Here is a 25074-nt window from a genome sequence, read left to right on the forward strand (position 1 = left end):
ACTGTGTAACTTTGTTGTTATATTTGATAGAAATCGGTAAAATACTACTAGAGTTATTTCTGACTTTTTGTCAGCATTTGCTGAAAAAATAAATATGTTCAACTAGACAAGAGAAAGGGGAAAAGATGTCAGAGGATGATAAAAATGATAGTCGATTTTTAATCGAGCTCATGATTGTGGTGGCCATTATGCTTATCGGTGCTGTATTCTTTGCACTGACCCTTGCCACCTATTGGTATTAAAAAAAAGCGCCCAACTGCCTTGCCATCTGGCTGAAAGCTAAGTTAGCTTTCAATCGAATGTCTTCGGTTGGGCGTTTTTTTAATTGATAGCATTGTTCGTATCAGCTCGTTGGAAACTGCTTATCGGTGACAATTTGGTCAAGAATTTGGTAGTCTTGGCGCAAATCATAAGGAACATCGCGGTTGGTATTCCATAACTGGACAACGTAAAGGTTACCAATTAACCAAAGCAGTTCTTGATCGGTTGTGACGGTGGAAAGCGCCTTAAAAATTGACTTGTAGAACAGGTCTTCAAAAGCTCGGTCCTGTAATTGAAATTCTAAAACCTCAATGGTGCCATCAAAGTGAAAGGCTTTAATCGTTTCAAAGGGGTATTTTTTAAACTTATCAATGTCAAGTGTCGCATAGATTGATTGGACACTTGTGTTTAACAATTCATCTAAGAGTTCATACTTATCCACAAAGTGACGGTAAAAGGTGTTGCGATTAACCTCGGCAGCATCACAAATTTCCTTCACTTTTATTTTGGAAAAGGGGATGTCATGGAGCAATTCTCCGGCAGTCATTAGTAGGTGGCGGTGCATCAAATCATAGCGTTTATTTTCCATAAATATTCTCCACCTCGTTTAAAAGCAACATTTTTTAATTTTTGTTTCATTTTAAAACAGTGTAACATTTTTTGACTCTTCAAATCTTCTAAATTAGTCACTAAAATATTCATGATGATTTAAAAAGGAGGGGTAGAAATGCTCAAGAAACTCGGGGAATGGATTTATGAAAATAAAGTAAAGACCTTCCTGATTTGGCTGGCAGCCATTATTGTTGTCGGTGGCGGTGCAATCGGACTCGGTTCGCACTTCTCACAAAATTTGACGATTAGTGGCGTGCCATCAACGAATATCCAAAGTACGCTGGAACGGGAATTCCATCAAAATCCTAACAGCGGTACGTTAAAGGTTGTCGTTCAAAATCAGAAGGGGATTACTGATGACCAAACAAAGGCAGATGTTGCCAAGGCCATCTCTAAGGCTCAGGATAAGTATGGTTCTGATATCAAGACCATTGCCAATCCTTATACCAACAACACCATTAGTTCTGATAATACGACCACTTATGTCGATATTACCTTCAAGGCCAACTCCACATCGGTGGCGCACAGTACGATTACCGGTATCCGCTCCATCTTTGATGATCGAGTGAAGACAAGTGGAACGAAGGTTGCTTATACTGGAACCGTCCAGTTAAAGCCATTTGAAATCGGTGGTCCTTCAGAAATTATTGGGGTCGTTATTGCCTTTGTTTTGTTGCTTGTATTGTTCCGTTCCTTTATTACTGCCGGAATGCCAATTGTGTCTGCCCTAGTTGGCTTGATTACTGGCTTGTTCCTCGTAATTATTGGGACGAACTTTGCAACGCTTGCCAACGTTGCCGAGACTTTGTCTGTCATGTTAGCTTTGGCCGTTGGAATCGATTACGCGCTCTTTATCTTGAACCGTTATCGGACTGATTTGGCCGAGACAAACGGTAATCAAAAGGTAGCCTTGGGAAGTGCCTTGTCCGAAGCCGGCAAGTCGGTTATCTTTGCCGGTGTGACGGTGATTATCGCCGTTTGCGGTTTGTCCTTTGCCGGTATTGAATTCGTGACAACCATGGGCTTTGCCGCTGCAGTAGCGGTCGCCATCGCCGTGTTGTCAGCCTTGACCTTCTTGCCAGCTTTGATTGCGGCTTGTGCCAAGTTTATTCGACCAAATACGAAGACGGTCGATCACATGGCCAAGAATCCATCAAAGTTCACGAAGTTCTTGACGGGTCACCCATGGACAGTGGTCATTGTCGCCGTGTTGGTTTTGGTTGGCATTGGTTTGCCAGCGCAAAATATGCGCTTGGGAATGCCTTATAACGGCTCTTTGCCAGAAAAGCAGACGGAGCGTCAGGCGTATGACATGATTTCTGACAAGTTTGGTGAGGGAATTAACTCACCATTGATTGCTGTTGTGAAATTAGACACTGACAAATCAGCTGCGGTCAACGAAGCCAATGTGGCCAAGATTGCCAGCCATTTGAACAGCCTCTCTGGCACAAAGACGTTGTCGCCATTGTCAGTTGACCAGCAAAAGGCAGCGACTTTGCAGACGCAATTGACACAAGAAGCCCAACAAAAGATGGCTTTACAGGCCCAAACGACTGGTCAGATGCCAACCCAGGCACAAAAGGATCAGGCAGCCGCTCAAATCAAGCAAGTGATTATGGAGCAGGCAACGAAGCCTTATCAAATTTCTGCTGATGGCAAGTACGCGATGTTAGTCGTCATCCCAAAGAAGGGTTCTGAAGCAGTTGAGACAACTAATTTGGTCCACAAGATTCAGAACTACTCAGATAACACGACGAAGTCAAAGTACAACGCTAAGATTACTTTGACTGGGGTGAACGCCGTCAACTTGGATATCACGAAGAAGCTCAATAACGCAACACCAATCTTTGTCTTTACGATTATTGTTTTGGCCTTTATCTTGTTGATGGTCGTCTTCCGCTCTTTCATTGTGCCAGCGGTAGCGATGGCTGGCTTTGGCTTGTCGCTCTTGGCATCCTTTGGCTTTACCACATTGGTGATTCAAGAAGGCTTCTTGAAGGAATTCTTTGGTGTTGCCAAGGCGGCACCGGTCCTTTCCTTCTTACCAATTATCGTCACGGCCATTCTCTTTGGTTTGGCGATGGATTACGAAGTCTTTATGGTTTCCCGTGCTCGTGAAGAATACCTGAAAACAGGTGATAACGACCGGGCAGTGACGGTTGCCATGCAGGACTCCGGTCCAATCGTAGTGACAGCCGCTTTGATTATGATTGCGGTCTTTGGCTCATTTGCTTTGAATCCGAGCCCAACCATCAAGTCTTTGGCCTTGGCCTTAGCCTTTGGTATCTTCTTTGATGCCTTTATTATCCGCTTGCTCTTTGTGCCAGCAATGCTAAAGATTTTTGGGAAAGCCAACTGGGTTTTCCCGGGTAATAAAAACTAAGAAAACCGACATCTTTCAAATTTTTTCTGCTTATAAAATTGAAGATAAAGAAAAAGCCAGCTCAATTGAGCTGGTTTTTTCTTTGTTTAAAAATTTACTTGCTCTCATCATCAGGGAACTTTCCCTCATTAAACATCTGATCGAAAATGGGGTAACCCTCATGAAGCGTATAAGGCTTTTCTAAGTTGTGGTTCCAGAGACGGATAATATACATATTCCCAAGACTCCACAAAAAATCCTGGTCATCAGTAAGCTGGCGTAACACTTTAAAAATCAAACTATCAAAGATATCCTGAAATAGGGAATCATCGAGTTGAAAATCAAGTGCTGACATCGGTGCTGAAAACTCCATAGCGGCAATAATTTGAAAGGGGTGCTTACGAAAATCAGCTAAGTCGACCTGGTCAAAGAGGCGGGTGATAGCCTCTGTTAGCATGAATTCCAACAGCGCAAACTTATCATCAAAATGCCGGTAAAAGGTATTGCGGTTAATATTGGCGGCTTCGCAGATTTGCTTGACCGTTAATTTGGAAAATGGAACGGTCACGAATAGCGCAGCCGTTGTTTCCATGATGTGGTTGTGCATTAATTCGTAATTTTTATTAGCCATCGGAATTAAAAATGGGACACTTTCTTAGATTTGTCTCTCTAAGGAACAGTATAACAATTTTATCCCTTTCATAATATACATATCACCATTAAAATGTACACAACGATTAAATAAAAGGAGGAGCAATCATGCTCAAGCGTCTTGGGGAATGGATTTATGAAAATAAGTTCAAAACCTTTCTTGTTTGGTTGGTTGCCGTGGCTGTCTTAATTGGTGGGGCAGTGGGACTTGGTTCTCACTACACAACTAATTTGACAATTACTGGCATTCCATCCACTAACATTCAAAGCACTCTTGAAAAAGAGTTTAAGATGAATCCGAATAGCGGAACGATGAAGGCCGTTATTCAAAATAAGAAGGATGGTGTCGCTGACGATCAGACGAAGGCCGAAGTGGCCTCCGCTATCGATAAGCTACAAAAGAAGTATTCTTCTGACATTAAGTCGATTTCAAACCCCTATACAACGGGTGTGATTAGCTCTGATAAGACAACGACTTATGTGGATATCACCTTCAAGGATGATTCAACAAACGTTTCAAAAGACGCAATTGATGGCGTTAAGAACACGTTTAACGATAAGGTGAAGAGCTCCGATACTAAGGTTGCCTTTACCGGATCAGTGAAGGTCACACCAATTGAGGTGGGCGGTAAGTCTGAATTGATTGGAATTGCCATTGCCTTCGTGCTCTTGTTGGTATTGTTCCGTTCCTTCGTGACGGCTGGAATGCCAATCATTTCAGCCCTTGTGGGATTGGTTTCGGGGGTATTGTTGATTACCATTGGAACCAACTTCATCACATTGGCTAGTGTTAGTCAGACATTGGCTGTGATGTTGTCATTGGCCGTTGGAATTGACTACTCACTCTTTATCTTGAACCGTTACCGGACTGATTTGGCCGATACGAACGGAGATAAGAAGACGGCGCTTGGTTTGGCGCTTTCAGAGGCAGGTAGTTCAGTCATCTTCGCCGGTGTAACAGTGATTATCGCCGTCTGTGGTTTGGCCTTTGCGGGTATCGAATTCGTCACAACGATGGGATTGGCCACAGCCGTTGCCGTTGCTGTGGCTGTCGTTTCAGCGTTGACGTTCTTGCCAGCTTTGATTGCGGCTTGTGCTAAGTTCATTAAGCCAAACAATCAGACTGTTGAACACATGGCTAAGAACCCATCAAAGATTACTAAGTTGATTACTGGTCACCCTTGGACAGTTTCAATTCTGGCCATCTTGGTCTTGGCCGGCATTGCCTTGCCAGCGCAAAACATGCGTTTGGGAATGCCATATAACGGTTCATTGCCTGATAACCGAACAGAGCGTCAGGCTTATGACATGATTTCTGATAAGTTTGGTGAAGGGGTGAACTCACCTTTGATTGCTGTCGTTAAGATGGACACTGATAAGGGCCAAGCTGAAAACGAAGCTAATTTGGTCAAGATTGCCAGCCATATTGCTGACATGAAGGGCGTTAAGATGATGAGCCCATTGACTGTTGACCAGCAAAAGGCAGCCACTTTGCAGACGCAATTGACCCAAGAAGCACAACAAAAGATGGCGGCTCAAGCACAAGCAACTGGTCAAGCACCAACTCAGGCTCAGCAAGATCAAGCAGCCGCTCAAATTAAACAAGCAATTATTGCTCAAGCCTCAAAGCCTTACCAAATCAGTGCGGATGGTAAGTACGCAATGATGGTTGTGATTCCAACGAAGGGTTCAGCTGCTAAGCAAACGACTGACTTGGTTAACAAGATTAAGGGCTACTCTGACACAACGAAGTCAAAGTATGATGCTAAGATTACGATGACTGGTGTCAATGCCGTTAACTTGGACATCACGAAGAAATTGAACCACGCTACACCACTCTTTGCAGTGACAATTATTGTTTTGGCATTCATCTTGTTGATGGTTGTCTTCCGTTCATTCATCGTGCCTGCGGTGGCCATGGTCGGCTTCGGTTTGTCATTGTTAGCATCATTTGGCTTTACCACATTGGTTATTCAAGAAGGCTTCATGAAGGGAATCTTCGGTGTTGCTAAGGGCGCCCCAATTATTTCCTTCTTGCCAATCATTGCAACGGCCTTAATCTTCGGATTGGCAATGGATTATGAAGTCTTTATGGTCTCACGTGCCCGCGAAGAATACGCTAAGACTGGTGATAACGACCGTGCTGTGACGGTTGCCATGCAGTCATCTGGTCCAATCGTTGTGACGGCCGCCCTAATCATGATTGCGGTCTTTGGATCATTTGCCTTGGATCCTGACCCAACAATCAAATCAGTTGGTTTGGCCTTGTCATTTGGTATCTTCTTCGATGCCTTTATTGTCCGCTTGCTCTTTGTTCCAGCCATGATGAAAATCTTTGGTAAGTGGAATTGGGTTTTCCCAGGAAACAAGCACAAGTAACATCTTCTGATTTTTCTGCTTAAAAATTAATATAACTTGAAGAAGCCGGCCCCGTTAGGGTCGGTTTTTTTGTTAAGATTATTCTTCAAAGGCCTTACTACATTTGTAGTAAGGTGGTATACTACAAATGTAGTAAAGGAGGACCAGCGATGAGTGTGACTACTGTAAGATTAAAAGATGATACGATGGCATGGGCGAAAGAATATGCCGAATTTAAAGGGATGACTGTCACTGCATTCATTGCTTCTTTGATTGATGAAGCGCGTCAAGATGATGAAGACTATGCCGATGCGATGAAAGTGATTAACTCAGAGAATCGTGAATACGTCTCACCTAGTGAAATTAAAGCGAAATTTGGACTATGAGATATCGGTGGAAGTTTGATAAGAAGGCTGAAAAGCAATTTGAAAAACTAGATAAACCGGTACAGCGTCGCCTTTATAACTGGCTGGAGCTAAATATCAGTGGTACGAATAATCCTAGACTTTTTGGTAAAGCTTTAGAGGGTGAATTCAAAACATTGTGGCGTTATCGAGTTGGGAAGTATCGAATTATTGCTGATATTGTTGATGATGAATTTGTAGTTGTTGTCCTGAAAACTGATAAACGCTCTGATGTTTATCGTAATAAATAAGAAGATAACTTGAAGAAGCCGGCTCCGTTGGGGGCGGTTTTTTTGTTTGCATAACCGAGTGAAGACTTGTCAGAATTGCCCTTATTTGTTAGTTTAGAATAAAGAAATTTTGTTTGAGACGGGGAGAGTTCAGCATGAAAAATCGGAAGATAATGTGGTTACTAGCGCTCGCTAGTCTTATCGCCTTTGTGGGTAGCTTGTGGCTTGATCAACTGTTCTTTAAAATTATGTTTTATATTGTGGCAACGCCACTTTTCTTGCAGTTAGGGTGGTCAGCAGCCGAAAAAACTTCTGGTTATTTTAAGAAGAATCAGCGGTGAGCGGAATTAATCAAAGCAGAAATAAAGTCATAAAAAGTTTGCAATGCCTGGCGTATCTTGATATACTATTATAGTCGTAAAGATATACGGGAGTGTAGCGAAGTCTGGCTAAACGCGACGGACTGTAACTCCGTTCCTTCGGGTTCGTAGGTTCGAATCCTACCGCTCCCATCGCTGCCCTTGTGACAGCCACTGCTTTACGACTGCCCCTTGGCCAAGTGGTAAGGCAGAGGTTTTTGGTACCTCCATGCGCTGGTTCGATCCCAGCAGGGGCAATCATGATTAAAAAGACTAACAAGAAATTTCTTGTTAGTCTTTTTTTGTATTCTCGGGGAGATAAAAAGAATAGCATTATTCGATGCTTACGTGGTTAGAAGTTGGCAAATTATACCAACTTACCAACAAGCAAATAAAAACGGCCTGACGTCACTGTCAGGCCGTTTTTTAGGCTAAGTATTGTTTGTACTGTTCGATTTCTTTTGGCTTCAAGGAAACGCGGATGGTTGTCCCAGATTCGTTGAAGTCTTGAGCCAAGAGGGCATGCTTGTCTAAGATTTCAGCCACAATCTTTGAGTCTGCAAAGGGTACGTGCAGACTCACTTCGGCCATGTCGGCAAAGAGTGTCTTTTTAATCAGCGTCAGAACCTCATCCTGGGAAGTCCGGTCGCGGGCAGAAATGGTAATTGACTGATCACCATCGACCAGTGGGAAGGCCATTTCTGCTATATCCGCCTTGTTATAGATGGTAATCATCGGCTTATCCGTGATTCCTAAGCGGGCCAGTGTTTCCTTCGTTGTCGTCATCATCTCTTGATAATGAGCGTCAGAAATGTCAACTACTTGCAAAAGTAAATCAGCCTGGGCGGCCTCTTGCAGAGTTGACTCAAAGGCAGCGACTAAGTGATGGGGCAACTTGGAAACAAAGCCGACCGTATCCGAAAGGAGGAATTGCGTCTTATCGGGCAACGTTAACTGACGGATAGTAGTGTTCAAAGTGGCAAAGAGCATGTCCTTTTCGAAAACTTGCTTGCTTTGGTCACTACCGGCTCCTTGGCCAAAACGAGCTAAGAGTTGATTCATTAATGTCGACTTACCAGCGTTGGTATAACCAACCAAGGCGACGGTTGGCAGTTCAGATTCTTGCCTTTGCTTGGCTTGCGTTGAGGCATCCTTTTGCAATTCTGCCAGTTCCTTCTTGATGGCGACCATTTCGTTGGTAAGGCGCCGGCGGGATTGCTCAAGCTTTGTTTCACCGGAACCACGGCTCGTGAATCCGGCACCACCGGCTCCAGTTTGCTGGTCTAATGAGACGGACATCGAGGTCCGCAATCGAGGTAATTGATATTGCAGGCGGGCTAATTGAACTTGGAGTTTGGCAACCTTGGTCTGAGCCCGTTCGGCAAAGATATCGAGGATTAAGCCGGTCCGATCAACAACAGTGGCACCCGTTTCGGCTTCTAAATTTCTGATTTGCGATGGGGATAATTCGTCGTTGGTCACGATTAAATCAGCATCGTAGGTTTCAACGGCAATCTTGAGTTCATCAACCTTGCCCTTACCGAAATAAGTGGCCGGGTTGGGGCGCTCCAATGATTGAAGGAAGGTTTCAACTGGTTGTAAGTTATTGGCTAAGGCCAAGTTTTCCAACTCTGTTAGTTCATATTCTAGGTTTTGCTTTTGGTCCGTTCGTAAGCCGGCCAAAAGGACGGGTCGGCTAGGCTTTTGTGAGGTTTCTTTAAAGGTTGTTGGCATACACAGGCCTTTCTGTGAAATAAAACCGCCCTGATTTCAGTAGCGGTTTGGGAACAATTGAATAAAAAATGTTTTCTTAATCAAAAACGGTAGTGATGTCGTTGAAGGCCAAGATATCGGCACCGTCGTCTTTAAGGCGCAGGTGCATGACGGCACCGTTATGCACCGGATGGGCGGCCATTTCGGGATGACCGAAGTAATCGGCGATTGCCCGAATGGTTGTCCCATGAGAGACAAGCAGGACCTTGTCGCCGTCTTGGTGGCGACTTTTCAGGTCTTTAAAGCCAGCCTCGATGCGGTTGACGAATTCTTGGTAGGACTCAGCTAGGTGATAGGGGTCTGCATCGTGGAAAATATCCATGACAACTGGCATACCGAGGTCTGCGACCATGTCGGCGTATGCGTTGTAGGTCTTTGGTACCCGAGCATTCAAGTCTGTTAATGTAACCTGGGAGTCGCGGCCTTCAAAAGAACCGAAATTTTCTTCACGGAAGTTGGGCAAAGTAGTTGGTTCTACTGGTGACTGTGCCTGATTTTCACTCAAGGCATAGCGAGCAGTGTGGATTGCCCGTGTTAAATCAGAAGAGTAAGCACCATCAAAGTGAATCTTGGCGAGGCGTTGACCAGCCTTATGCCCATCTTGGATGCCGGCATCAGTTAACGGTGCATCGGAAAATCCTTGGAAACGGCGTAAAAGGTTAAAGTAAGTTTGGCCGTGGCGGACCATATAAACATCAATTCCTGCCATGAAATAAGACTCCTTCAAATCTGTTTTTCTTCTTCTTTTGTTAGAAGATTTCTTGTTTCTAGTGTACCACGAAAGGCAGGTGAGCCAAATGCTTTGCCGGTCTTTCGGACTGATTTTTTAATCAAAAAAGCCGGCGAAAATTCGTCGACTTTTTAAATATTATTCGGGGTCGGTATCCTGACCCTTGAGCTGAAACTTTAAGCGCTCACGGTCTTTTTCAGACATGGAGGGCTTGCTTTCAGAAGTGCCTTGGCTATCGGCATCGTCAGAATCTGTGTTATCAGGTTCTGGTTTCGTCTCAAGCTCTTTGACAGCAAATTCAGGGATAAAGGCGTTTTCGTAATCAAGCGCCGTGATTTGATAGTTGGCAATTCGTAAAGAGTCGCCAGTTCGGAAATCAGGATCGCGCTTCAAAACGTAACCAGTCAAGGTCACGGCCTCATCGTCGTCTAATTCTTTTACATGAATCTGGAAGTAGCGTTGGAAATCATACAGGGTTGTCTTACCAGAAACCTTATAGCGTTGATTACCAAGCTTTTCGATGTATTCATCGGATTCATCATTGATTTCATCTCGAACAGAACCAAAAAGTTCTTCGTAGATATCTTTATCAGTAATGATTCCGGCAGTACCACCGTATTCATCGACGACCACCGCAATTGGAGAACGCTTGATGGTCATTTCATCCATGACATCGTGCAAGTCCATGTTTTCAGGGACGGCAGGAATGTCACGCATAATTTGAGCAACAGGGTTTTTCCCAGAAATTCGATTTTGGCGAACAAGGTCGTAGTTAAAGACATAACCCAAAACCTTATCTTTATCGTTGTCAGCGACAACCGGGAAACGAGAGTGACGCTTTTGCAAGTACTCATCAAGCCCCTTGGCAATCGTATCATGGACATCGATCACATCCATTGATGTTCGATCAATCATGACGTCAGCGGCGACCTTATCGTTCATTTCAAAAGCACGTTGCATAAAGGTCAAATCTTCGGTATCCAATTCACCGGCTTCAGCAGCACTCTTCGACAAGGAAAGGATTTCCGTCTGTGAATAGATATCATCATCATTAGTGACCTGGAAACCAATCAAACGGGTTAACCAATTTGATAAGTGATCGAGGATCCAAATGAATGGGAAAAGGGCAATATGAAAGAAGCGGACTGGACGCACAATTAACAACAAGACCTTGATTGGTTCTTGAATGGCAATGTTCTTTGGCACCAAGTCGGTAAAGACGGCGTGAATAATCGTAAAGATAACGATGGCCGCAACAGAAGCGACAGGCTTGGCATAGTCAGCTGGAAGGATATTAGTTGCCAAAATCAAATCAGCAACGGTTTCCTCACCAATCCAACCTAAAATCAAAGATGTTAATGTAATTCCGACTTGAGCAGTCGATAAGAACTCCGTTAGGTGCGACACCATATGAATGGCGTGCGCAATGTTTTTTGATGGCTTTTCGCGATCAGCTTGAAGAGCCTCCAAGGCCGACAAGCGCACCTTAACAAGAGAATATTCCGTTAGTGTAAACAAAACCGCCAACAACAAAATAAAGATGATGACGAACGCATTCAACAAGAACGAGGGACCAGAATCCACAGTTATTACCTCACTTATATAATTTAGATATTTCCTCTATTATAGCAAACTTTCTGAAACAAAAAAGATAATCTTTATTGGCAAAGCTTATGAAACGGAAAAGATAATCTTGTTTGTCGTTAGAATTGGTCTAGTATTCTTGGCCAGACTGATTTCACAAGCAAAATTCTTTTTGTTTGACAAAAAAAGGCGCTAATATAGGGGCAAAGTAAGCGCACTTGTTTCAACAAAAGGGATTAGATTGCGCTTTTAAAAATACAGTGAATATTGTGAATTAAAAAATATGCAAAATCAAAAGCCTATTAGAAAGGCCTTTAGGCGAACAAATGTTTGTGCGGACAGTTTTAGGCCTTGAACTCTAAGAAAAATCGGCTAAACTAGTAATTAGCTCAATTGCTTGTTAGTGCTTGTAAATGCGGGTGCGACAGGGAATTGCTTGAAAAATATAAAAGAAAGTGGGACCAAAAGTATGGCTCAAGTAACGGTCTTTACCAAAAATAATTGTGTACAGTGCAAGATGACAAAACGCTACCTCGACAGCATGGGGGTTGGCTACGAAGAAATTAATATCGAAGAACAACCAGAGTATCTTGCTCAATTGAAGGATGCTGGTTTTAAGCAGACACCTGTTGTTCAAATTGCTGGTCAGGAAGCCTTCTCTGGTTTTCAACCTGACGCCTTGAAGTCTTTGACGGCCTAAGTTTTTTTAGTGTCACGATTTTTTCCGCCTAGTCCTGATTGGTCTATGCGGAATTTTTCTTCTTAAGGGGAAAACGAACAAATTATAAAAAACGAGGAGAATTATATGTCATTATTGGATCTTGACCTTACACAGGTTACCTATTTTGATTTAAATAACGAAATCAATATTCCAAAGGACAACCAGATTCAGTTGAACAAGGATCAGGAAGCTTTGGCAGCCTTCATGAAGGAAAACGTTGAACCAAACTTAAAGCGGTTTGACTCTGTTGAAGCTCATTACGATTGGTTGATTGAAAACGACTTTTTGGATAAGGGCCTGGTCAAAAAATATGACATGGCCTTCATCAACAAGATGTATGACTTCTTAGAGGAACAAGACTTCCACTTTAGTTCCTTTATGGCGGCCTTTAAGTTCTACAACCAATATGCGCAAAAGACGAACGACAAGGCTTACTATGTTGAATCTTACTTGGACCGCGTTGCCTTGAATGCTTTGTTCTACGCTAACGGTGATGAGAACTTAGCGATGGCCTTGGCCAATGAAATGATTCACCAGCGCTACCAACCGGCAACACCATCATTTTTGAATGCTGGTCGTGCTCGTCGTGGTGAATTGGTTTCTTGTTTCGTTTTGCAAACAAGCGATGACATGAACTCCATCGGCCGAACAATCAACTCAGCTTTGCAGTTGTCAAAGATGGGTGGGGGAGTTGGGATCAATCTCTCAAACCTTCGTGAAGCTGGCGCACCGGTGATGGGCATTGCCAATTCTGCTGGTGGGATTGTGCCAGTGATGAAGTTGTTAGAAGATTCCTTTACTTTTTCTTCACAGGTTGGAGCCCGTCAGGGAGCCGGTGTTGTTTACTTGAACATCTTCCATCCTGATTTGATGACCTTCTTGGCTACCAAGAAGGAAAACGCCGACGAAAAGGTCCGCGTGAAGACCCTGTCATTGGGCTTGATTGTGCCCGACAAGTACTACGACTTGATTGAAAAGGGCCAAGAAATGGCCTTGTTCTCACCAGTTGATGTTGAACGCGAGTACGGCATGCCATTCAACTATGTTGATATCACTGCCGAATATGACAACATGTTGAAGAACGACAAAATCACGAAGAAGATGATTCCTGCCCGAACGATTGAAGAAGAAATTTCAAAGCTTCAGCAAGAATCCGGTTACCCTTACATCGTGAACATCGATACAGTTAACCGTGCTAACCCAGTTGCTGGAAAGGTCATTTCATCAAATCTTTGTTCTGAAATTTTGCAGGTGCAAACACCTTCAACCATTGACGATGAACAGGAATATACAACCTTAGGTGAGGATATCTCATGTAACTTGGGTTCAATCAACATCGTTAACATGATGAAGACGGATGATTTCGCCGGCTCTGTCGATGCGATGATCCGCGCTCTGTCATTTGTTTCTGAACAATCTAATTTGAACGTGGTTCCATCCGTACAAAATGGTAACCAACAAAACCACGCCGTTGGTTTGGGTGCCATGGGTCTGGCGGCCTTCTTTGCTCAAAATAAGATGATGTATGGTGATAAAGAATCGTTGGACTTTACCAAGGTCTTCTTTATGACATTGAACTTCTACTCATTGAAGGCTTCAATGAACATCGCATTGGATCGTCAAGAAACTTTCAAGGACTTTGACAAATCAGCTTACGCTGACGGCACATACTTTGAAAAGTATGTCAGCCAAGATTGGGGCCCAGAGACTGATAAGGTGAAGGAACTGTTTGCTAACCTGCCAGTACCAACGAAGGAAGACTGGGCAGAATTGCGCGATCAAGTGCAAAAGAACGGTTTGTACAACGCTTACCGTCACGCGGTAGCGCCAACTGGTTCAATCTCATACGTCAATAACACCACGGCTTCTTTGTTGCCAATCGTTAACAAGATTGAAGAACGTCAAGAAGGAATGATTGGGAAGGTTTACTACCCAGCACCTGGTCTGTCAAATGAGACGTTGCCTTACTATGTTTCTGCCTATGACACGAACATGAAAAAGGTCATTGATATTTATGCAGCCGCTCAGCCACACGTTGACCAGGGAATGTCTTTGACATTCTTCATGCGCTCAACGATTCCGGAAGGTCTTTATGACTGGAAGAATGGTCGGACGGAGAAGATGACCACACGTGATTTGTCTAAGTTGCGTAATTATGCTTACAAGAAGGGCATCAAGTCTCTGTACTATGTTCGAACATATACGGATGATAACCAAGAGGCTGGTATCAACGAATGTGAGTCTTGCTCAATTTAATGACGATTTAATTCTAATTGGATACGCTTACAGGAATTTAAGTTAGAAAATTTTTCTAACAAAATGCGATTGTGAATAAGTGTTCAACCGTTAGCCTGGTCTTGTTTACCGGGTTCACAAATGACTGAGCACTGCTCAGTCGTACATATTTTAGGGGTTGACGGCTGTCAACCTAGCTGTTAAATTGAATACGTTGCATGAACTTTGTTCAAATATTATCAAATAACTCTAATTCAAAGTTCTGACAAACAGCCTACGCTGTTTAGAAAGGAAAGTCCGATGGCAACATACCGACTTTTATATGCCAGCATTGAGGGCAATACACAGTCGTTTATTAATAAGCTGCAAGCGGTTGCTGAAGAAAAAGGTGACATGATTGACGCTAAAGTAGTCGGTGATGAAACCGATTATGAAGCTGAACACCAACCCTTTGTGGCGATTGTACCAACCTACTTGACGGGCGGTACCGGTACCGGCCCTGCAGTAATCGAAATCTTTACGAACGCACTCGCAGACTATATTGATTTTGAAGACAATGCTACACTAATAAGGGGTGTAGTTGGATCGGGGAACCGCAACTTTAACGATCAATATATTTTGACTGCGAAGCGCTACGCCAAAAAGTATCAGGTACCGGTGATTGGAGACTACGAGTTACGTGGGACTTCTTACGACGCAGAAAAAATTTACCAAAGCATCACGGAAACATTAGGAGAATAACATGGTTGAACACGTGAATAACGGCTCATATACTGCCATTAACTGGAACGACATTGAGGACGCCTTGGATAAGGCTACCTGGGAAAAGTTGACCCAACAATTCTGGTTGGATACCCGTGTCCCAATTTCAAACGACTTGCGCAACTGGCGTGGTGATTTGAATGATACGGAACGCCGGGTTTATAACTTGGTCTTCGGTGGTTTGACGACCTTGGATACATTGCAGTCACAGGACGGAATGGCTTCATTGCGTCGCGATGCAGTTAACCAAAAGGAAGAAGCGGTTTTGAACAACATCCAATTTATGGAATCTGTTCACGCCAAGTCATATTCTTCAATCTTTGAAACGTTGAACGACAAGTCAGAGATTGATGCGACCTTCGAATGGGCCGATCATGATGAATTCTTGCAGTACAAGGCGAACAAGATTAATGATGTTTACCAAAATGGTACACCATTGCAAAAGAAGGTTGCTTCGGTCTTCTTGGAAACTTTCTTGTTCTACTCAGGTTTCTACACGCCTTTGTACTACTTGGGCCACAACCGGATGCTGAACGTTGCCGAAATCATCAAGCTGATTTTGCGTGATGAGTCTGTGCACGGTACTTACATCGGTTACAAGTTCCAAATCGGCTTTAACAAGCTTTCAGAAGCGGAACAAGAAGAAATGAAGACTTGGATGTATGACTTGTTGTACGATTTGTACGACAACGAAGAAAAGTTTACCCACGAAATTTATGATCAAATTGGTTGGACGGATGACGTCTTGGTCTTCTTGCGCTACAACGCCAACAAGGCCTTGATGAACTTGGGACAGGAACCATTGTTCCCAGACAACGCCGACCAGGTTAACCCAGTTGTGATGAATGGTATTTCAACTTCCACATCAAACCACGACTTCTTCTCAGGAGTTGGTAATGGTTACTTGTTGGGACAAGTTGAAGCCATGTCTGATGACGATTATAAGGAAGACTAAACTTCTAACAAATCAGAATGCCCACCGCTCAAAGCGGTGGGCATTTTTTTGTTTGAAGGGTGGGCTGATTTTTAGTGGATCATGTTTTTGCATGACAAATAAAAAAGACTCGGTCGTTAGCGACTGAGTCTGATCAATATTAAATTTCTTGTTCTTTGAACGCCCAAAAATTTTTCTTCAATGTGGTTGCGACTGTCGGATAAAGGCTAGCGCAGAGGACGACCCAAGCGTAGGCAAGTAGGTAGCCGGCAATGACGTCTGAGGCGAATTGCGAAGAAAAGTAGAGTCGCGAGAGCATAACCATCAGCGCCAGGGTAATTAAAATCCAGTCAATCAAGATCCGTAAGATCATCGAATTAATGTTTGGTGTCACCAACAAGAACAGGATAAAAACGATTGACCAAATAGCAACGACGTGTTGTGACGGGAATGAGTAGCCGGTGTCCGTTAAGAGGTGACCAACGGGGCGCGAGGCATGAATAAAGAACTTAATGATTTGGGTCAAAATAATTTGACCAAAGGCGGTAAAGATTACCCAAAATGCCGGGATTTTTAAGTTTGCCAAAAGTAGGACGCTTGCTAAGAGGACGGCATAAATTAGACACATGAGTGGCGAACCTAAGAAGGTTGCTGCCGACATAATAGCATTACCGTAACTCGTTTGAATTCCAGTCATAAAGAAGCGAACTGACTCATTCATTTCATACAAAAAAGACGCATTGGTGCCAATTAAAACGGCCAGAACGATAAAGAGCAGGGTGGCAAAGACTGCCCGGCGGCGTTGTTTATTTTCGACGGAAATAATCATAGGTTTGGTCTCCAAATAAGTGATTGCTCAACATTTAGTATAAGCATGGCCGCCAGGCAAGACAAGCAGTTTTCTTCAGATTTATGAAAAAATCAAGAAAAAAAACTAGCTGAACGCTAGTTTTCCTTACTTAGTGCTTGTGTTAGGGATTTCTGTTGTCTTTCCCTTAGCCCATTGTTGCAATTGAGCAACAGCAGCTTGACGCTTCTTCTTAGAAGAGTCGTGTCCGACCTTACGGCCGCGGGCAAATGAATTCAATGGTGTCTTAACTGCCATGGTGTAACTCCTTATATTAGATAAAATAAATGTATCGTACAGAAAACAATTATACCTGATAAGAGATTGGTTTTCAAGTGATATAATAGTGGTTATGGAGAATTGGAATCAAACGACAATCAACGCCTTTCGCAAAGACTTGCTTGCCTGGTACGACCAAGAGGGTCGAGCAGCTTTGCCTTGGCGACAAAACACGGATCCTTATCGAATTCTAGTCTCGGAGTTAATGCTCCAGCAGACCAGAGTTGATACGGTCATCACCTATTTTAACCGCTTCATGGAAGCTTTGCCAACGGTGGCTGATTTGGCTGCTGCTGATGAAGATTTGGTCTTAAAACTTTGGGAAGGGCTCGGTTATTATTCACGGGCTAGAAACCTACATAAGGCGGCTAAGTATGTAGTCAATGACCTTCAGGGTCACTGGCCAGAATCATATGATGACCTCCAGGACTTGCCTGGGGTTGGGCCCTATACGGCAGCGGCGATTGCCTCGATTGCTTTTGGTCAAGTAGTACCAGCCATTGACGGTAATTTCTTTCGAGTCTTTTCCCGCCTGTTGAAGATTGACGATGATATTGCGCAACCAAAAACCCGTAAGGTCTTTTATCAAGCAATTGAACCAATCGTTGACCCAGAGAGGCCTGGTGACTTTAACCAAGCAATTATGGACTTGGGCACAACCTATATGAAGACGGATAATCCGGATACCCTGCATTCACCCGTTAAAAAATATAACGCGGCCTTTCGAGATGGGGTTGAGGACCAGTATCCGGTGAAGACAAAAAAGAAAAAGCCAGTGCGACAGATTTATCAAGCTCAAGTGGCATATGATGAACAGGGTCGGTTGTTGTATGAGCAACGACCAAAAACAGGTCTGCTAGCTAATTTTTGGACCTTGCCATTGAAGCAAGTGGAGTCAATCGAAGAATTGGCCGGAAAACAACTGACTTTAAAGCCGGTTGTGCACGTCTTTTCTCACCGCCGCTGGGAAATTTGGTTGGTTGATTTACCGGTCAAAAATCAGCAGAACTTGCCAACCAACATGGCCTTCCTGTCGCCTGCGGAGCAAGAGGCACTGGCCCTGCCGAAGGTACAACATAAGCTATTAGATCAATTAAGGGAGATTGATGATGTTTCCAAATGATAAATTAAGGACCATATTCTTTTGGACAATTGAGGCGCTGGCTCTAGCCTGTTTAATTTTCTTAGTCTTTCGTTTTGACTTTTTAATGCATCCGATTGCAGTCTTTGCCAACACGGTTTTTATGCCACTATTGGTTGCTGGCTTCTTCTACTACGTTTTGAAGCCGATTTTAAAGGCAATTGAAAAAATCAGAATCAAAAACTGGCAGATGCCTCGGTTTTTGGCCGTCTGGATTACCTTTGCCTTGTTCTTGATTGTGGTTGGTGGGGCTTTGGTGATTTTTGTACCACTGATTTTAAACGAAATCACGAATATGATTAATGCCATCCCATCGTTTATCAAACACGTGCAGGATTTGGCTAATGAGATGGTCAAGGAGCCCTGGTTTAAGCGCATGAATATCTCGGTTTCAGATACTGACATTAAGACGTCTGTGACCAAGTATGGGACTTCTGTCCTCTCAATTACTGCCGGTACTCTTCAAGCTGTGATTGCGGGAGCGACTTCTTTTACCATCAACGCTTTGATGGTTCCAATCATTCTCTTTTATATGCTGAACGACGCGGACCACTTTTTGCCAACGGTCAAAAATTTCTTCCCAAAGAGCAAGGCGCAGGACGTCTTTGAACTTGGGGGACAACTCGATAAGACCATTGAGCGCTATATTTCGGGTCAGGCCATTCAGATGGTCTTTGTCGGCTTTGCCATGAGTATTGGTTATTGGATGACCGGATTACCATATATTTGGCTCCTTGGCTTCATTGCCGGAGTCGCTAACATCGTTCCTTATGTGGGACCCTTTATCGGGGTTGTGCCGGCCGTCTTGGTTGCTTTATCGATTTCCTGGAAGATGGTCATCGGAATCGTGATTACGATGGCAATTGTCCAGCAGGTTAACGGTTCAATTATTTATCCAGCCTTGATTGGTAAGAGCCTGAAGATTCATCCGTTAACGGTGATGCTGCTCTTGCTTGGGGCTGGGAATCTTTGGGGTATCGTCGGCATGATCATTGTTGTGCCGGTGTACGCGATTGCTCGAACAATTATCCTATATGCCTATAAACTGCATCTAGCGCAACGAAAAGAGCAGTCTGTTTCGGAATTAACGAAGAAGACCCTTGATAATGAATAACAATTGATAAATCAGCGCCACAGGCTTTGTCTGTGGTGCTTTTTGAATGGGGGAGCTTCTTGGTTATTCTCTGTGGACGTGCTGTTGAAAAAATAATGATTTTTTCTAAAGTTTTACTTGACGATGAGAAAGAAATCCAGTATTATTAAATGGTTGCCAAAGCGTCTGTCGGTTGTTTAAAATCGAAAGTTAGCCTGGTACGTCAAGATTTGCGGATGTGGCGGAATTGGCAGACGCGCTGGATTTAGGTTCCAGTGGAGTAATCCGTGCAGGTTCGATTCCTGTCATCCGTATCACAATATTTCAAAAAATATTGTTGAAGTATTCAAAATGTTTTGATATAATATTTAGGTACTGATTTTGCCGACTTAGCTCAGTTGATAGAGCACCTCACTAGTAATGAGGGGGTCAGCGGTTTGAGTCCGCTAGTCGGCATTTATGCCATTTATTGGTACATTTGTTAAACCGCTCTATATCAGCCTTAACGGTTGGTGTAGAGCGGTTTTTCTTTGCTTTTTAATATTTACTTTTCAGGCGTTTTAGGACGTTTTCAGACGTTTTTTTATTTTTGAGTGACAGTTCAGTGACACTTTTTTTAGTCAAAAAACGAACTCATAATATTTAGAGCTTTTTCATCTTCTGCCTTTCTTTGAGAATCTAAAAGGTGAGTATAGATGTCGATTGTGGTTGATATATTCTTGTGTCCTAGACGTTTTGACACATATTTAAGGTCAACTCCTTTGGATAGCAGTAAGCTACCGTGTGAATGACGTAAAGCATGGAATGATATGTCTTTGATGCCAAGAAATTTAATAGCCTTTTTAAGAGTTTTGCTTACTCCGTAATTACTGACATCAGCGACAGAGCCAGTGATTCCCTTTAGTTCATCTAGCAACGAATCATCAACGGTAATAACACGATTACTAGATTCAGTCTTCGTTGATTTAACATTATGAAATTGGTCTAACGCTTTGTTGACTGAAATTGTTTTGTTTTCAAAATCAATATCATCAGCGGTTAGTGCCATAATTTCTCCTACACGCATGCCAGTGTGTATGGCAATATAAATTGCTAAATATGAACTAGCATGCGGATATTGTTCTAACTTCTTCTTTGTATAATGATCTAATTTTGCTAATTCATCATCTTCTAAAAATTTGTCAGAAGAAGACTTCCCGCTGTTACCTGTCAATTGGATTCTAACAGTGGGGTCTTTGTCAATGATTCCATCAGAATAAGCATCTTTCAGACACTGACTAATGTGATTCTTTCGCTTCGCAACGGTTTCTTTTGAATGAGTTTCGCCAAATTCGTTGATGAAATTTTGGAAATCAGAACGAGTGAAATCTAACAATCGAGCTTTTGGCAAATACTTAATGATATTATCCAATGTATTCTGATACTGATAGACTGTTGCCAGTTCCAAATTTTCTTTATACACAGAAACCCAATTCTCAAAATATTCAGACAATAACATTTCTGAGTATTTTTTTTGAGCTGTTTCAACAGATTCAGACTCAATACGGGATACCCACAACTGTGCTTCACGTTTCGTCTTGAATCCTTGCTTGCTAGGTTGCTTCCTCTTACCATTGACAGTAATAGAAGCCCTAGCGCGCCAAGTTCCTGCATTTGTCTTAACAATATTAGCCATAATTCCTCCATTTAGGTACAAATAAAAAGGCTTACGCCTCGATTTTGAATATATTGTCAATTCTATTAAAAATATCTGGTGGAATATTCCCCAAAATTCTTCGCATGGGGGCTTCTGAAATTGGAAGAATTGAGTCAAATACATCTATAAAACTGACTATTTGTTCTTTAAAAAGTTTTTTTTCATATTCTGGAGTAAAAATACTTATTAGCATTATTAACCCAAAAAGATCATTTTTACCATATCCTTGTTTAGTATACTCAACGTTAGCTATAACATTGTCATTATAAAAGTGTTTCAATTTGTCGAATGGCAAATGATGTTTTGGGATTATTTTGTTAATAACATCTCCATGTGCTAAACCGTTTCTATATTCTACTAAAAAGTCCAATGCTTGTTTAAAAAATTCTAGATTAGTATCAACACTATCAAATCCAAAATTAAATTCATTGACAGTGTTTTCTTTAATTTTTGAGGGGCTTATTATATACCAGTGTTTAAATTCTCCAAAAGTAATATCATTTATCAATATCCATGGAGGGACATTACCTTCAGAACGATATTTAAGAAGTGAACTTGATACTTGATTAGAAAAGTTTGCTTTTCTTCTTAATTTATTTAAGGTCTTACTTTTGTCTGCTTGTCTTGATATATAGTGTTCTTTACTTAAAAAAACATCCTGTAAATAACTTATATCTTTTGATATTTGATATTGGAAAATAGACTTCATCTTTTTTTCGATGGATATTATGGCGTGAAGTAATTCAGATGCAAGTCGCGTTTCAATGATATGTATCAATGCTAGTTGTTCAATAGCGATACCATCAATAAATTCTTCCGTTCCTTGTTCTTTTTCTAATGCTTGTTGATATCCATTGACAAGCGTGTAATAAGAATAAGTTTTCAGGCTTTCAAGGGCTGTTTTATGAGTTGCAATATTTATATTGTGCTTTTTATTAAGTATATGTAATTGTTCTTCCCAACTAACAAAGGGATGAGTATTTTTTTCCATATTCTCTCCAAAAGAAAAAAGGACAAACTGATTAAATCAGCTTGTCCTTTTCGCTAGCCGCTATCTTTAATAAGATTTCCGCAGCCATTCACTGATTCAAGTATACAATAAATAGTTTTTTTTTCAAATAGTCAATTTAATTTAACGGCAACATCACCAACATGAATATTTTCATCGAAGTTGAGATCGTTTACTTTTGAAATTTCTTGTTTGTTAATTGGTAAATCAACAGTATTAGTCGAAGTCATAAAAGAGCTGCTAATAATTGCTGGTTTAAGCAGTGATTGTCTTACTAATTTTTTAGCAATTGAAAATTGTTCTTGAACTTCTGTTATTTCAACTTTAGTTTTTGTTCTAGTATATTTTCCCAGAGACTCTTTCGTAAAATCATCAAATATTTCGTTTCCTTCTTGAACGATATTAAATTCGTCGCCAACCTTAATACCATCATCAAGTCCAGAAGAAATAATAATAGCCTTATCGCTTATGATTTTTCCAACATGTGTTTTAAATGCCATTTGATCTTTCCTTATATACCTGCGGTATTGTTCCAAAATAAAACAGCTTTTAACGTGGTTCAGTTATTGCACGTAATATGTATGCCCAAAAGGGCTTATAGTTATTTCAAATTATCAATTTTTTCCATTAACTGCTTTTGAAGCTTAATATTTTCTTCTTGAAGTTTTTGGATTTTAATTGCATCTTCGTGAGCCTGATCGTATCCCCATTGTTGTTCCTTGTTTTTCTTTAAGTACTTATTAATGGTCTTAATGAGATAGAAAACAATGTATGAAATAAAGAATAGTGTTAATGAGTTTTGAAGTAATGATGTAAATGAAGATACTAAGGTGTGGGTAGGATGGGCACCATTAAATTCAAAAATCCACAACCAAATGTACCCGATAAGATTTGCTAAAAAGCTTGTTAGGCTCTTTATTACGTCACTAAAGTTGTATCCAATCACGATTGAGATAACAAAGGTTAACAAAAAGGGCGCGAACATAAACTGTTTGAACTGTTCGAAGTTTGAAGAGGTGTGATCGAATAATTCTTCGGTTTTTGATTTAACATTTTCCTTAACGTCTTTTACACCGGTTTTGATATCTTGTGCATTGTTTTTGATATCATTTTTTATATCAGACAGGGTAGCTTTATCAAATTTCTTTTTCATGTTGTGCACTCCTTTTACGTATGCCCCAAGAGGGCTTTTTTATTTAACTAAAGAAGCTGAATCGAATGAAACGTCATTGACCCATTTAGAACTGTTGTCATCTCCATCAGTAATTGTAGCGTTGCTAAACTTACCTTGAACAGTGATTGTAGAACCTGGGTGAATTGATAAAGCTTCATCCTTCTTTGAATCTTTAAAGTTAAATGTTAAAGTCTGGTCTTCTGAATCGTCGCCGGCGTTTCCTGCATCAATCGTTACGTCATATCCGCCAAGGGAGCCACCTTTAACGTCAAACACCTTTCCAGTAACTTGTACCAACTTACCTTTATAAGTTTCGTCAGCTTGTGAAGATGATTTGCTTCTATAAGTAGCGATGATTTCTTCTGGTGTCGTCTTAATAACATTATTTTTATTAGAATTGTCTGTCTTAGACGTTTTTGATGAGCTACTTGAATCCGATGAGTCATCCGAGTCATCACTAGGTAATGAACCATAAGCAATAACTAACACAATAACTGTTACGATCCAAAAAATAGCTTTTTTGTAGAATGGCTTTTTAATTTCATTACCGTTCTCGTCGAAAACTTTCTTACTCATTAATTACTTCTCCTCCAGCTTTTAACGTGATTCAGACTTGCACGTAATATGTAAATCATGTTGAAAATTTTTCAGTCTACTTGTTGAGAGCTCTTTTCCGACAATTCAAATTCAGAATTTTCAGGAATATCATGCCATTCAATCGTTATATTTTTCTTCTGTATAATGAAATCTTTTATTTCAGATAGAGAAACGTTGAAGTATTCTTTTCGTTTGTTGATATGGTTAACACGCCGATTGGTAAATTCTTGGTGTAGTTCACTTTCAAGTTGGAAAGCGTCCTCAGAGAAGATGAGCGCATGCACGTCAAACTTGAACGGAACAGAAGCGCTACCAAGTTCGTCAATACGATCCATAGGTGTAAGACGTCGGGTGACACCAATCTTATAAACGTTTTCACCAAACGAACCAACGTTGCTAATAATGTACACGTATCCAGCTTTTGAGTTGAATAAGCGGTTATCTAGTTCATCATGATCATTTTCAAGTTGTTCGATTTCGGCCTTTAGTTTTGCAATCTGTTCAAGAAGTTCGTCTGTCTGCTCTTGTGCTTCAAGTTTTTCTAAAGCGTTTTTGTATTGAGAGATTTCTTTTTCAATCTTCTTTTGTTGAACAGCAACTTCTGCTTCTAGTTGGCGTTCTTCTCTTTCACGCAGTCTCTGTTCGCGAATAATATCTTTCTCGTCTTGCTTTTTAAGTGCATATTCAATAGATAGTTTTAGTTCTTCTGTTTTTAATACGAAATACTCGTGTGAAATCATGACGAAGGTTGATTTTGTAAAAAGATCATTTAATTTTTCACAACTCTTGCTAAGAGCGTCAATCTTTTTATCAAAATTACTTGCAGTAACTTTATTGATGATCCCAGTCGCTTCACCATTAAAAGCCCTGATTAAAGCAGCTCCGCTCTTTTCTTGCATTGAGCGACCCATTGAAGCAGAACCGTTAAAAGTGTAGTTATTCAATATTACATAAGCTCTTTTTTCTTTAACTAGTTGCTTCTCTTGAGCAACAATAGTTTTCAACTTTTCTTTTAGTTGAATGCTATCCATGAACTGGTAGGTAGGTTCATAAAAGCCCATTTCAATATCATTATTCAACGCTTTAAGCTCATTGTTTGCATCATTTATTTGGTCATTCAGATTTCCCAATCGTTCATACTTCCGATTCATGATTTCATCGAATTGTTCCTGTTTTGAACGAAGTTTTTCTTCTAGAGCACCGATTTTTCTTTCAAGCTGCTCATCTTTTTTACTAAATAAACCCATGATCATTCCTTTATA

The 25074-nt window shown here is 41.4% G+C and carries 24 protein-coding genes and 4 tRNA genes; 15 read left to right on the forward strand and 13 right to left on the reverse strand.

All coding sequences use genetic code 11. The features are described from left to right. Positions 1 to 343: 343 nt before the first annotated feature. Positions 344 to 850 (reverse strand): TetR/AcrR family transcriptional regulator, encoded by a 507-nt coding sequence (locus FT12353_RS08590; RefSeq protein WP_059393866.1) that lies wholly within the window; start codon positions 848 to 850, stop codon positions 344 to 346. A 138-nt stretch (positions 851 to 988) separates the two neighbouring features. Here FT12353_RS08590 and FT12353_RS06160 point away from each other — a divergent pair, with 138 nt between their 5' ends. Beyond that, positions 989 to 3256 carry an MMPL family transporter gene (locus FT12353_RS06160; protein WP_203619156.1) on the forward strand — a complete coding sequence of 756 codons (2268 nt, stop codon included), beginning with the start codon at positions 989 to 991 and terminating at the stop codon, positions 3254 to 3256. A gap of 94 nt (positions 3257 to 3350) precedes the next feature. On the opposite strand, the gene FT12353_RS06165 is transcribed toward FT12353_RS06160, so the two are convergent. Continuing rightward, positions 3351 to 3866, reverse strand: a complete 516-nt coding sequence (locus tag FT12353_RS06165) for a TetR/AcrR family transcriptional regulator (protein WP_203619157.1) — start codon at positions 3864 to 3866, stop codon at positions 3351 to 3353. 128 nt (positions 3867 to 3994) lie between these two features. Here FT12353_RS06165 and FT12353_RS06170 point away from each other — a divergent pair, with 128 nt between their 5' ends. The 6 genes from FT12353_RS06170 (at position 3995) to FT12353_RS06195 (ending at position 7495) form a co-directional block, all read left to right on the forward strand. After that, complete coding sequence (locus FT12353_RS06170) at positions 3995 to 6265, forward strand: MMPL family transporter (protein WP_203619158.1); 2271 nt, start codon at positions 3995 to 3997, stop codon at positions 6263 to 6265. A gap of 149 nt (positions 6266 to 6414) precedes the next feature. After that, a complete protein-coding gene (locus FT12353_RS06175) occupies positions 6415 to 6630 on the forward strand; it encodes a DUF6290 family protein (protein ID WP_059394006.1) in 216 nt (71 codons plus the stop codon). Beyond that, positions 6627 to 6899, forward strand: a complete 273-nt coding sequence (locus tag FT12353_RS06180; RefSeq protein WP_059394005.1) for a type II toxin-antitoxin system RelE family toxin — start codon at positions 6627 to 6629, stop codon at positions 6897 to 6899. The genes FT12353_RS06175 and FT12353_RS06180 overlap by 4 nt, the downstream gene beginning before the upstream one ends. A gap of 134 nt (positions 6900 to 7033) precedes the next feature. Then, a complete protein-coding gene (locus FT12353_RS06185; protein ID WP_059394004.1) occupies positions 7034 to 7219 on the forward strand; it encodes a hypothetical protein in 186 nt (61 codons plus the stop codon). An 88-nt stretch (positions 7220 to 7307) separates the two neighbouring features. Then, positions 7308 to 7390: transfer RNA gene (locus tag FT12353_RS06190), tRNA-Tyr, on the forward strand. A 33-nt stretch (positions 7391 to 7423) separates the two neighbouring features. Continuing rightward, a tRNA-Gln gene (locus FT12353_RS06195) sits at positions 7424 to 7495 on the forward strand. 168 nt (positions 7496 to 7663) lie between these two features. Here FT12353_RS06195 and hflX read toward each other — a convergent pair. The 3 genes from hflX to FT12353_RS06210 form a co-directional block, all read right to left on the reverse strand. Further along, the gene (gene hflX, locus FT12353_RS06200) at positions 7664 to 8971 is read right to left on the reverse strand and encodes a GTPase HflX (protein WP_059394003.1); all 1308 of its coding nucleotides are present in this window, start codon (positions 8969 to 8971) and stop codon (positions 7664 to 7666) included. Positions 8972 to 9047: 76 nt separating this feature from the next. Continuing rightward, the gene (locus FT12353_RS06205) at positions 9048 to 9719 is read right to left on the reverse strand and encodes a histidine phosphatase family protein (protein ID WP_059394002.1); all 672 of its coding nucleotides are present in this window, start codon (positions 9717 to 9719) and stop codon (positions 9048 to 9050) included. A gap of 159 nt (positions 9720 to 9878) precedes the next feature. After that, positions 9879 to 11324, reverse strand: coding sequence for a hemolysin family protein (locus FT12353_RS06210; protein WP_059394001.1), 1446 nt, complete (start codon positions 11322 to 11324; stop codon positions 9879 to 9881). A 469-nt stretch (positions 11325 to 11793) separates the two neighbouring features. Here FT12353_RS06210 and nrdH point away from each other — a divergent pair, with 469 nt between their 5' ends. The 4 genes from nrdH (at position 11794) to nrdF (ending at position 15997) form a co-directional block, all read left to right on the forward strand. Further along, positions 11794 to 12024: a glutaredoxin-like protein NrdH gene (nrdH, locus tag FT12353_RS06215; RefSeq protein ID WP_059394000.1), complete on the forward strand. Its 231-nt coding sequence runs from the start codon at positions 11794 to 11796 to the stop codon at positions 12022 to 12024. A gap of 105 nt (positions 12025 to 12129) precedes the next feature. Continuing rightward, positions 12130 to 14301: a class 1b ribonucleoside-diphosphate reductase subunit alpha gene (gene nrdE / locus FT12353_RS06220; protein ID WP_059393999.1), complete on the forward strand. Its 2172-nt coding sequence runs from the start codon at positions 12130 to 12132 to the stop codon at positions 14299 to 14301. Positions 14302 to 14580: 279 nt separating this feature from the next. Then, a complete protein-coding gene (gene nrdI, locus FT12353_RS06225; RefSeq protein ID WP_059393998.1) occupies positions 14581 to 15021 on the forward strand; it encodes a class Ib ribonucleoside-diphosphate reductase assembly flavoprotein NrdI in 441 nt (146 codons plus the stop codon). 1 nt (position 15022) lies between these two features. Next, on the forward strand, positions 15023 to 15997 hold the full coding sequence (nrdF, locus tag FT12353_RS06230; RefSeq protein ID WP_047975091.1) for a class 1b ribonucleoside-diphosphate reductase subunit beta: 975 nt from the start codon (positions 15023 to 15025) through the stop codon (positions 15995 to 15997). Between the two features lie 139 nt (positions 15998 to 16136). Here nrdF and FT12353_RS06235 read toward each other — a convergent pair whose 3' ends face one another. Both FT12353_RS06235 and FT12353_RS06240 read right to left on the reverse strand, forming a co-directional pair. After that, the gene (locus tag FT12353_RS06235) at positions 16137 to 16805 is read right to left on the reverse strand and encodes a phosphatase PAP2 family protein (RefSeq protein ID WP_059393997.1); all 669 of its coding nucleotides are present in this window, start codon (positions 16803 to 16805) and stop codon (positions 16137 to 16139) included. A 126-nt stretch (positions 16806 to 16931) separates the two neighbouring features. Further along, on the reverse strand, positions 16932 to 17081 hold the full coding sequence (locus FT12353_RS06240) for a hypothetical protein (RefSeq protein WP_168779053.1): 150 nt from the start codon (positions 17079 to 17081) through the stop codon (positions 16932 to 16934). Between the two features lie 94 nt (positions 17082 to 17175). On the opposite strand from FT12353_RS06240, the gene mutY reads away from it, so the two are divergent. From mutY to FT12353_RS06260, 4 genes are all read left to right on the forward strand, one after another. After that, positions 17176 to 18225 carry an A/G-specific adenine glycosylase gene (gene mutY / locus FT12353_RS06245; protein WP_059393996.1) on the forward strand — a complete coding sequence of 350 codons (1050 nt, stop codon included), beginning with the start codon at positions 17176 to 17178 and terminating at the stop codon, positions 18223 to 18225. Next, positions 18212 to 19357, forward strand: coding sequence for an AI-2E family transporter (locus tag FT12353_RS06250; protein ID WP_059393995.1), 1146 nt, complete (start codon positions 18212 to 18214; stop codon positions 19355 to 19357). The genes mutY and FT12353_RS06250 overlap by 14 nt, the downstream gene beginning before the upstream one ends. A gap of 211 nt (positions 19358 to 19568) precedes the next feature. Further along, positions 19569 to 19650: transfer RNA gene (locus tag FT12353_RS06255), tRNA-Leu, on the forward strand. A gap of 69 nt (positions 19651 to 19719) precedes the next feature. Further along, positions 19720 to 19792, forward strand: a tRNA-Thr gene (locus FT12353_RS06260). A gap of 160 nt (positions 19793 to 19952) precedes the next feature. Here the strand turns inward: FT12353_RS06260 and FT12353_RS06265 are convergent. The 6 genes from FT12353_RS06265 to FT12353_RS06290 form a co-directional block, all read right to left on the reverse strand. After that, entirely contained in the window at positions 19953 to 21011 is a 1059-nt protein-coding gene (locus FT12353_RS06265; RefSeq protein WP_203619159.1) for a tyrosine-type recombinase/integrase, read from the reverse strand. Positions 21012 to 21042: 31 nt separating this feature from the next. Further along, positions 21043 to 22023: an Abi family protein gene (locus FT12353_RS06270; RefSeq protein ID WP_203619160.1), complete on the reverse strand. Its 981-nt coding sequence runs from the start codon at positions 22021 to 22023 to the stop codon at positions 21043 to 21045. Positions 22024 to 22154: 131 nt separating this feature from the next. Further along, a complete protein-coding gene (locus FT12353_RS06275) occupies positions 22155 to 22541 on the reverse strand; it encodes a FlgT C-terminal domain-containing protein (protein WP_203619161.1) in 387 nt (128 codons plus the stop codon). 101 nt (positions 22542 to 22642) lie between these two features. Continuing rightward, on the reverse strand, positions 22643 to 23194 hold the full coding sequence (locus tag FT12353_RS06280; RefSeq protein WP_203619162.1) for an MscL family protein: 552 nt from the start codon (positions 23192 to 23194) through the stop codon (positions 22643 to 22645). A 39-nt stretch (positions 23195 to 23233) separates the two neighbouring features. Then, positions 23234 to 23791 (reverse strand): OB-fold protein, encoded by a 558-nt coding sequence (locus tag FT12353_RS06285; protein WP_203619163.1) that lies wholly within the window; start codon positions 23789 to 23791, stop codon positions 23234 to 23236. A gap of 71 nt (positions 23792 to 23862) precedes the next feature. Beyond that, on the reverse strand, positions 23863 to 25059 hold the full coding sequence (locus FT12353_RS06290; protein WP_203619164.1) for an SNIPE associated domain-containing protein: 1197 nt from the start codon (positions 25057 to 25059) through the stop codon (positions 23863 to 23865). Between the last annotated feature and the right edge of the window lie 15 nt (positions 25060 to 25074).

This window comes from Fructobacillus tropaeoli (genome assembly GCF_016860625.1).
Taxonomy (GTDB): Bacteria; Bacillota; Bacilli; order Lactobacillales; family Lactobacillaceae; genus Fructobacillus; species Fructobacillus tropaeoli.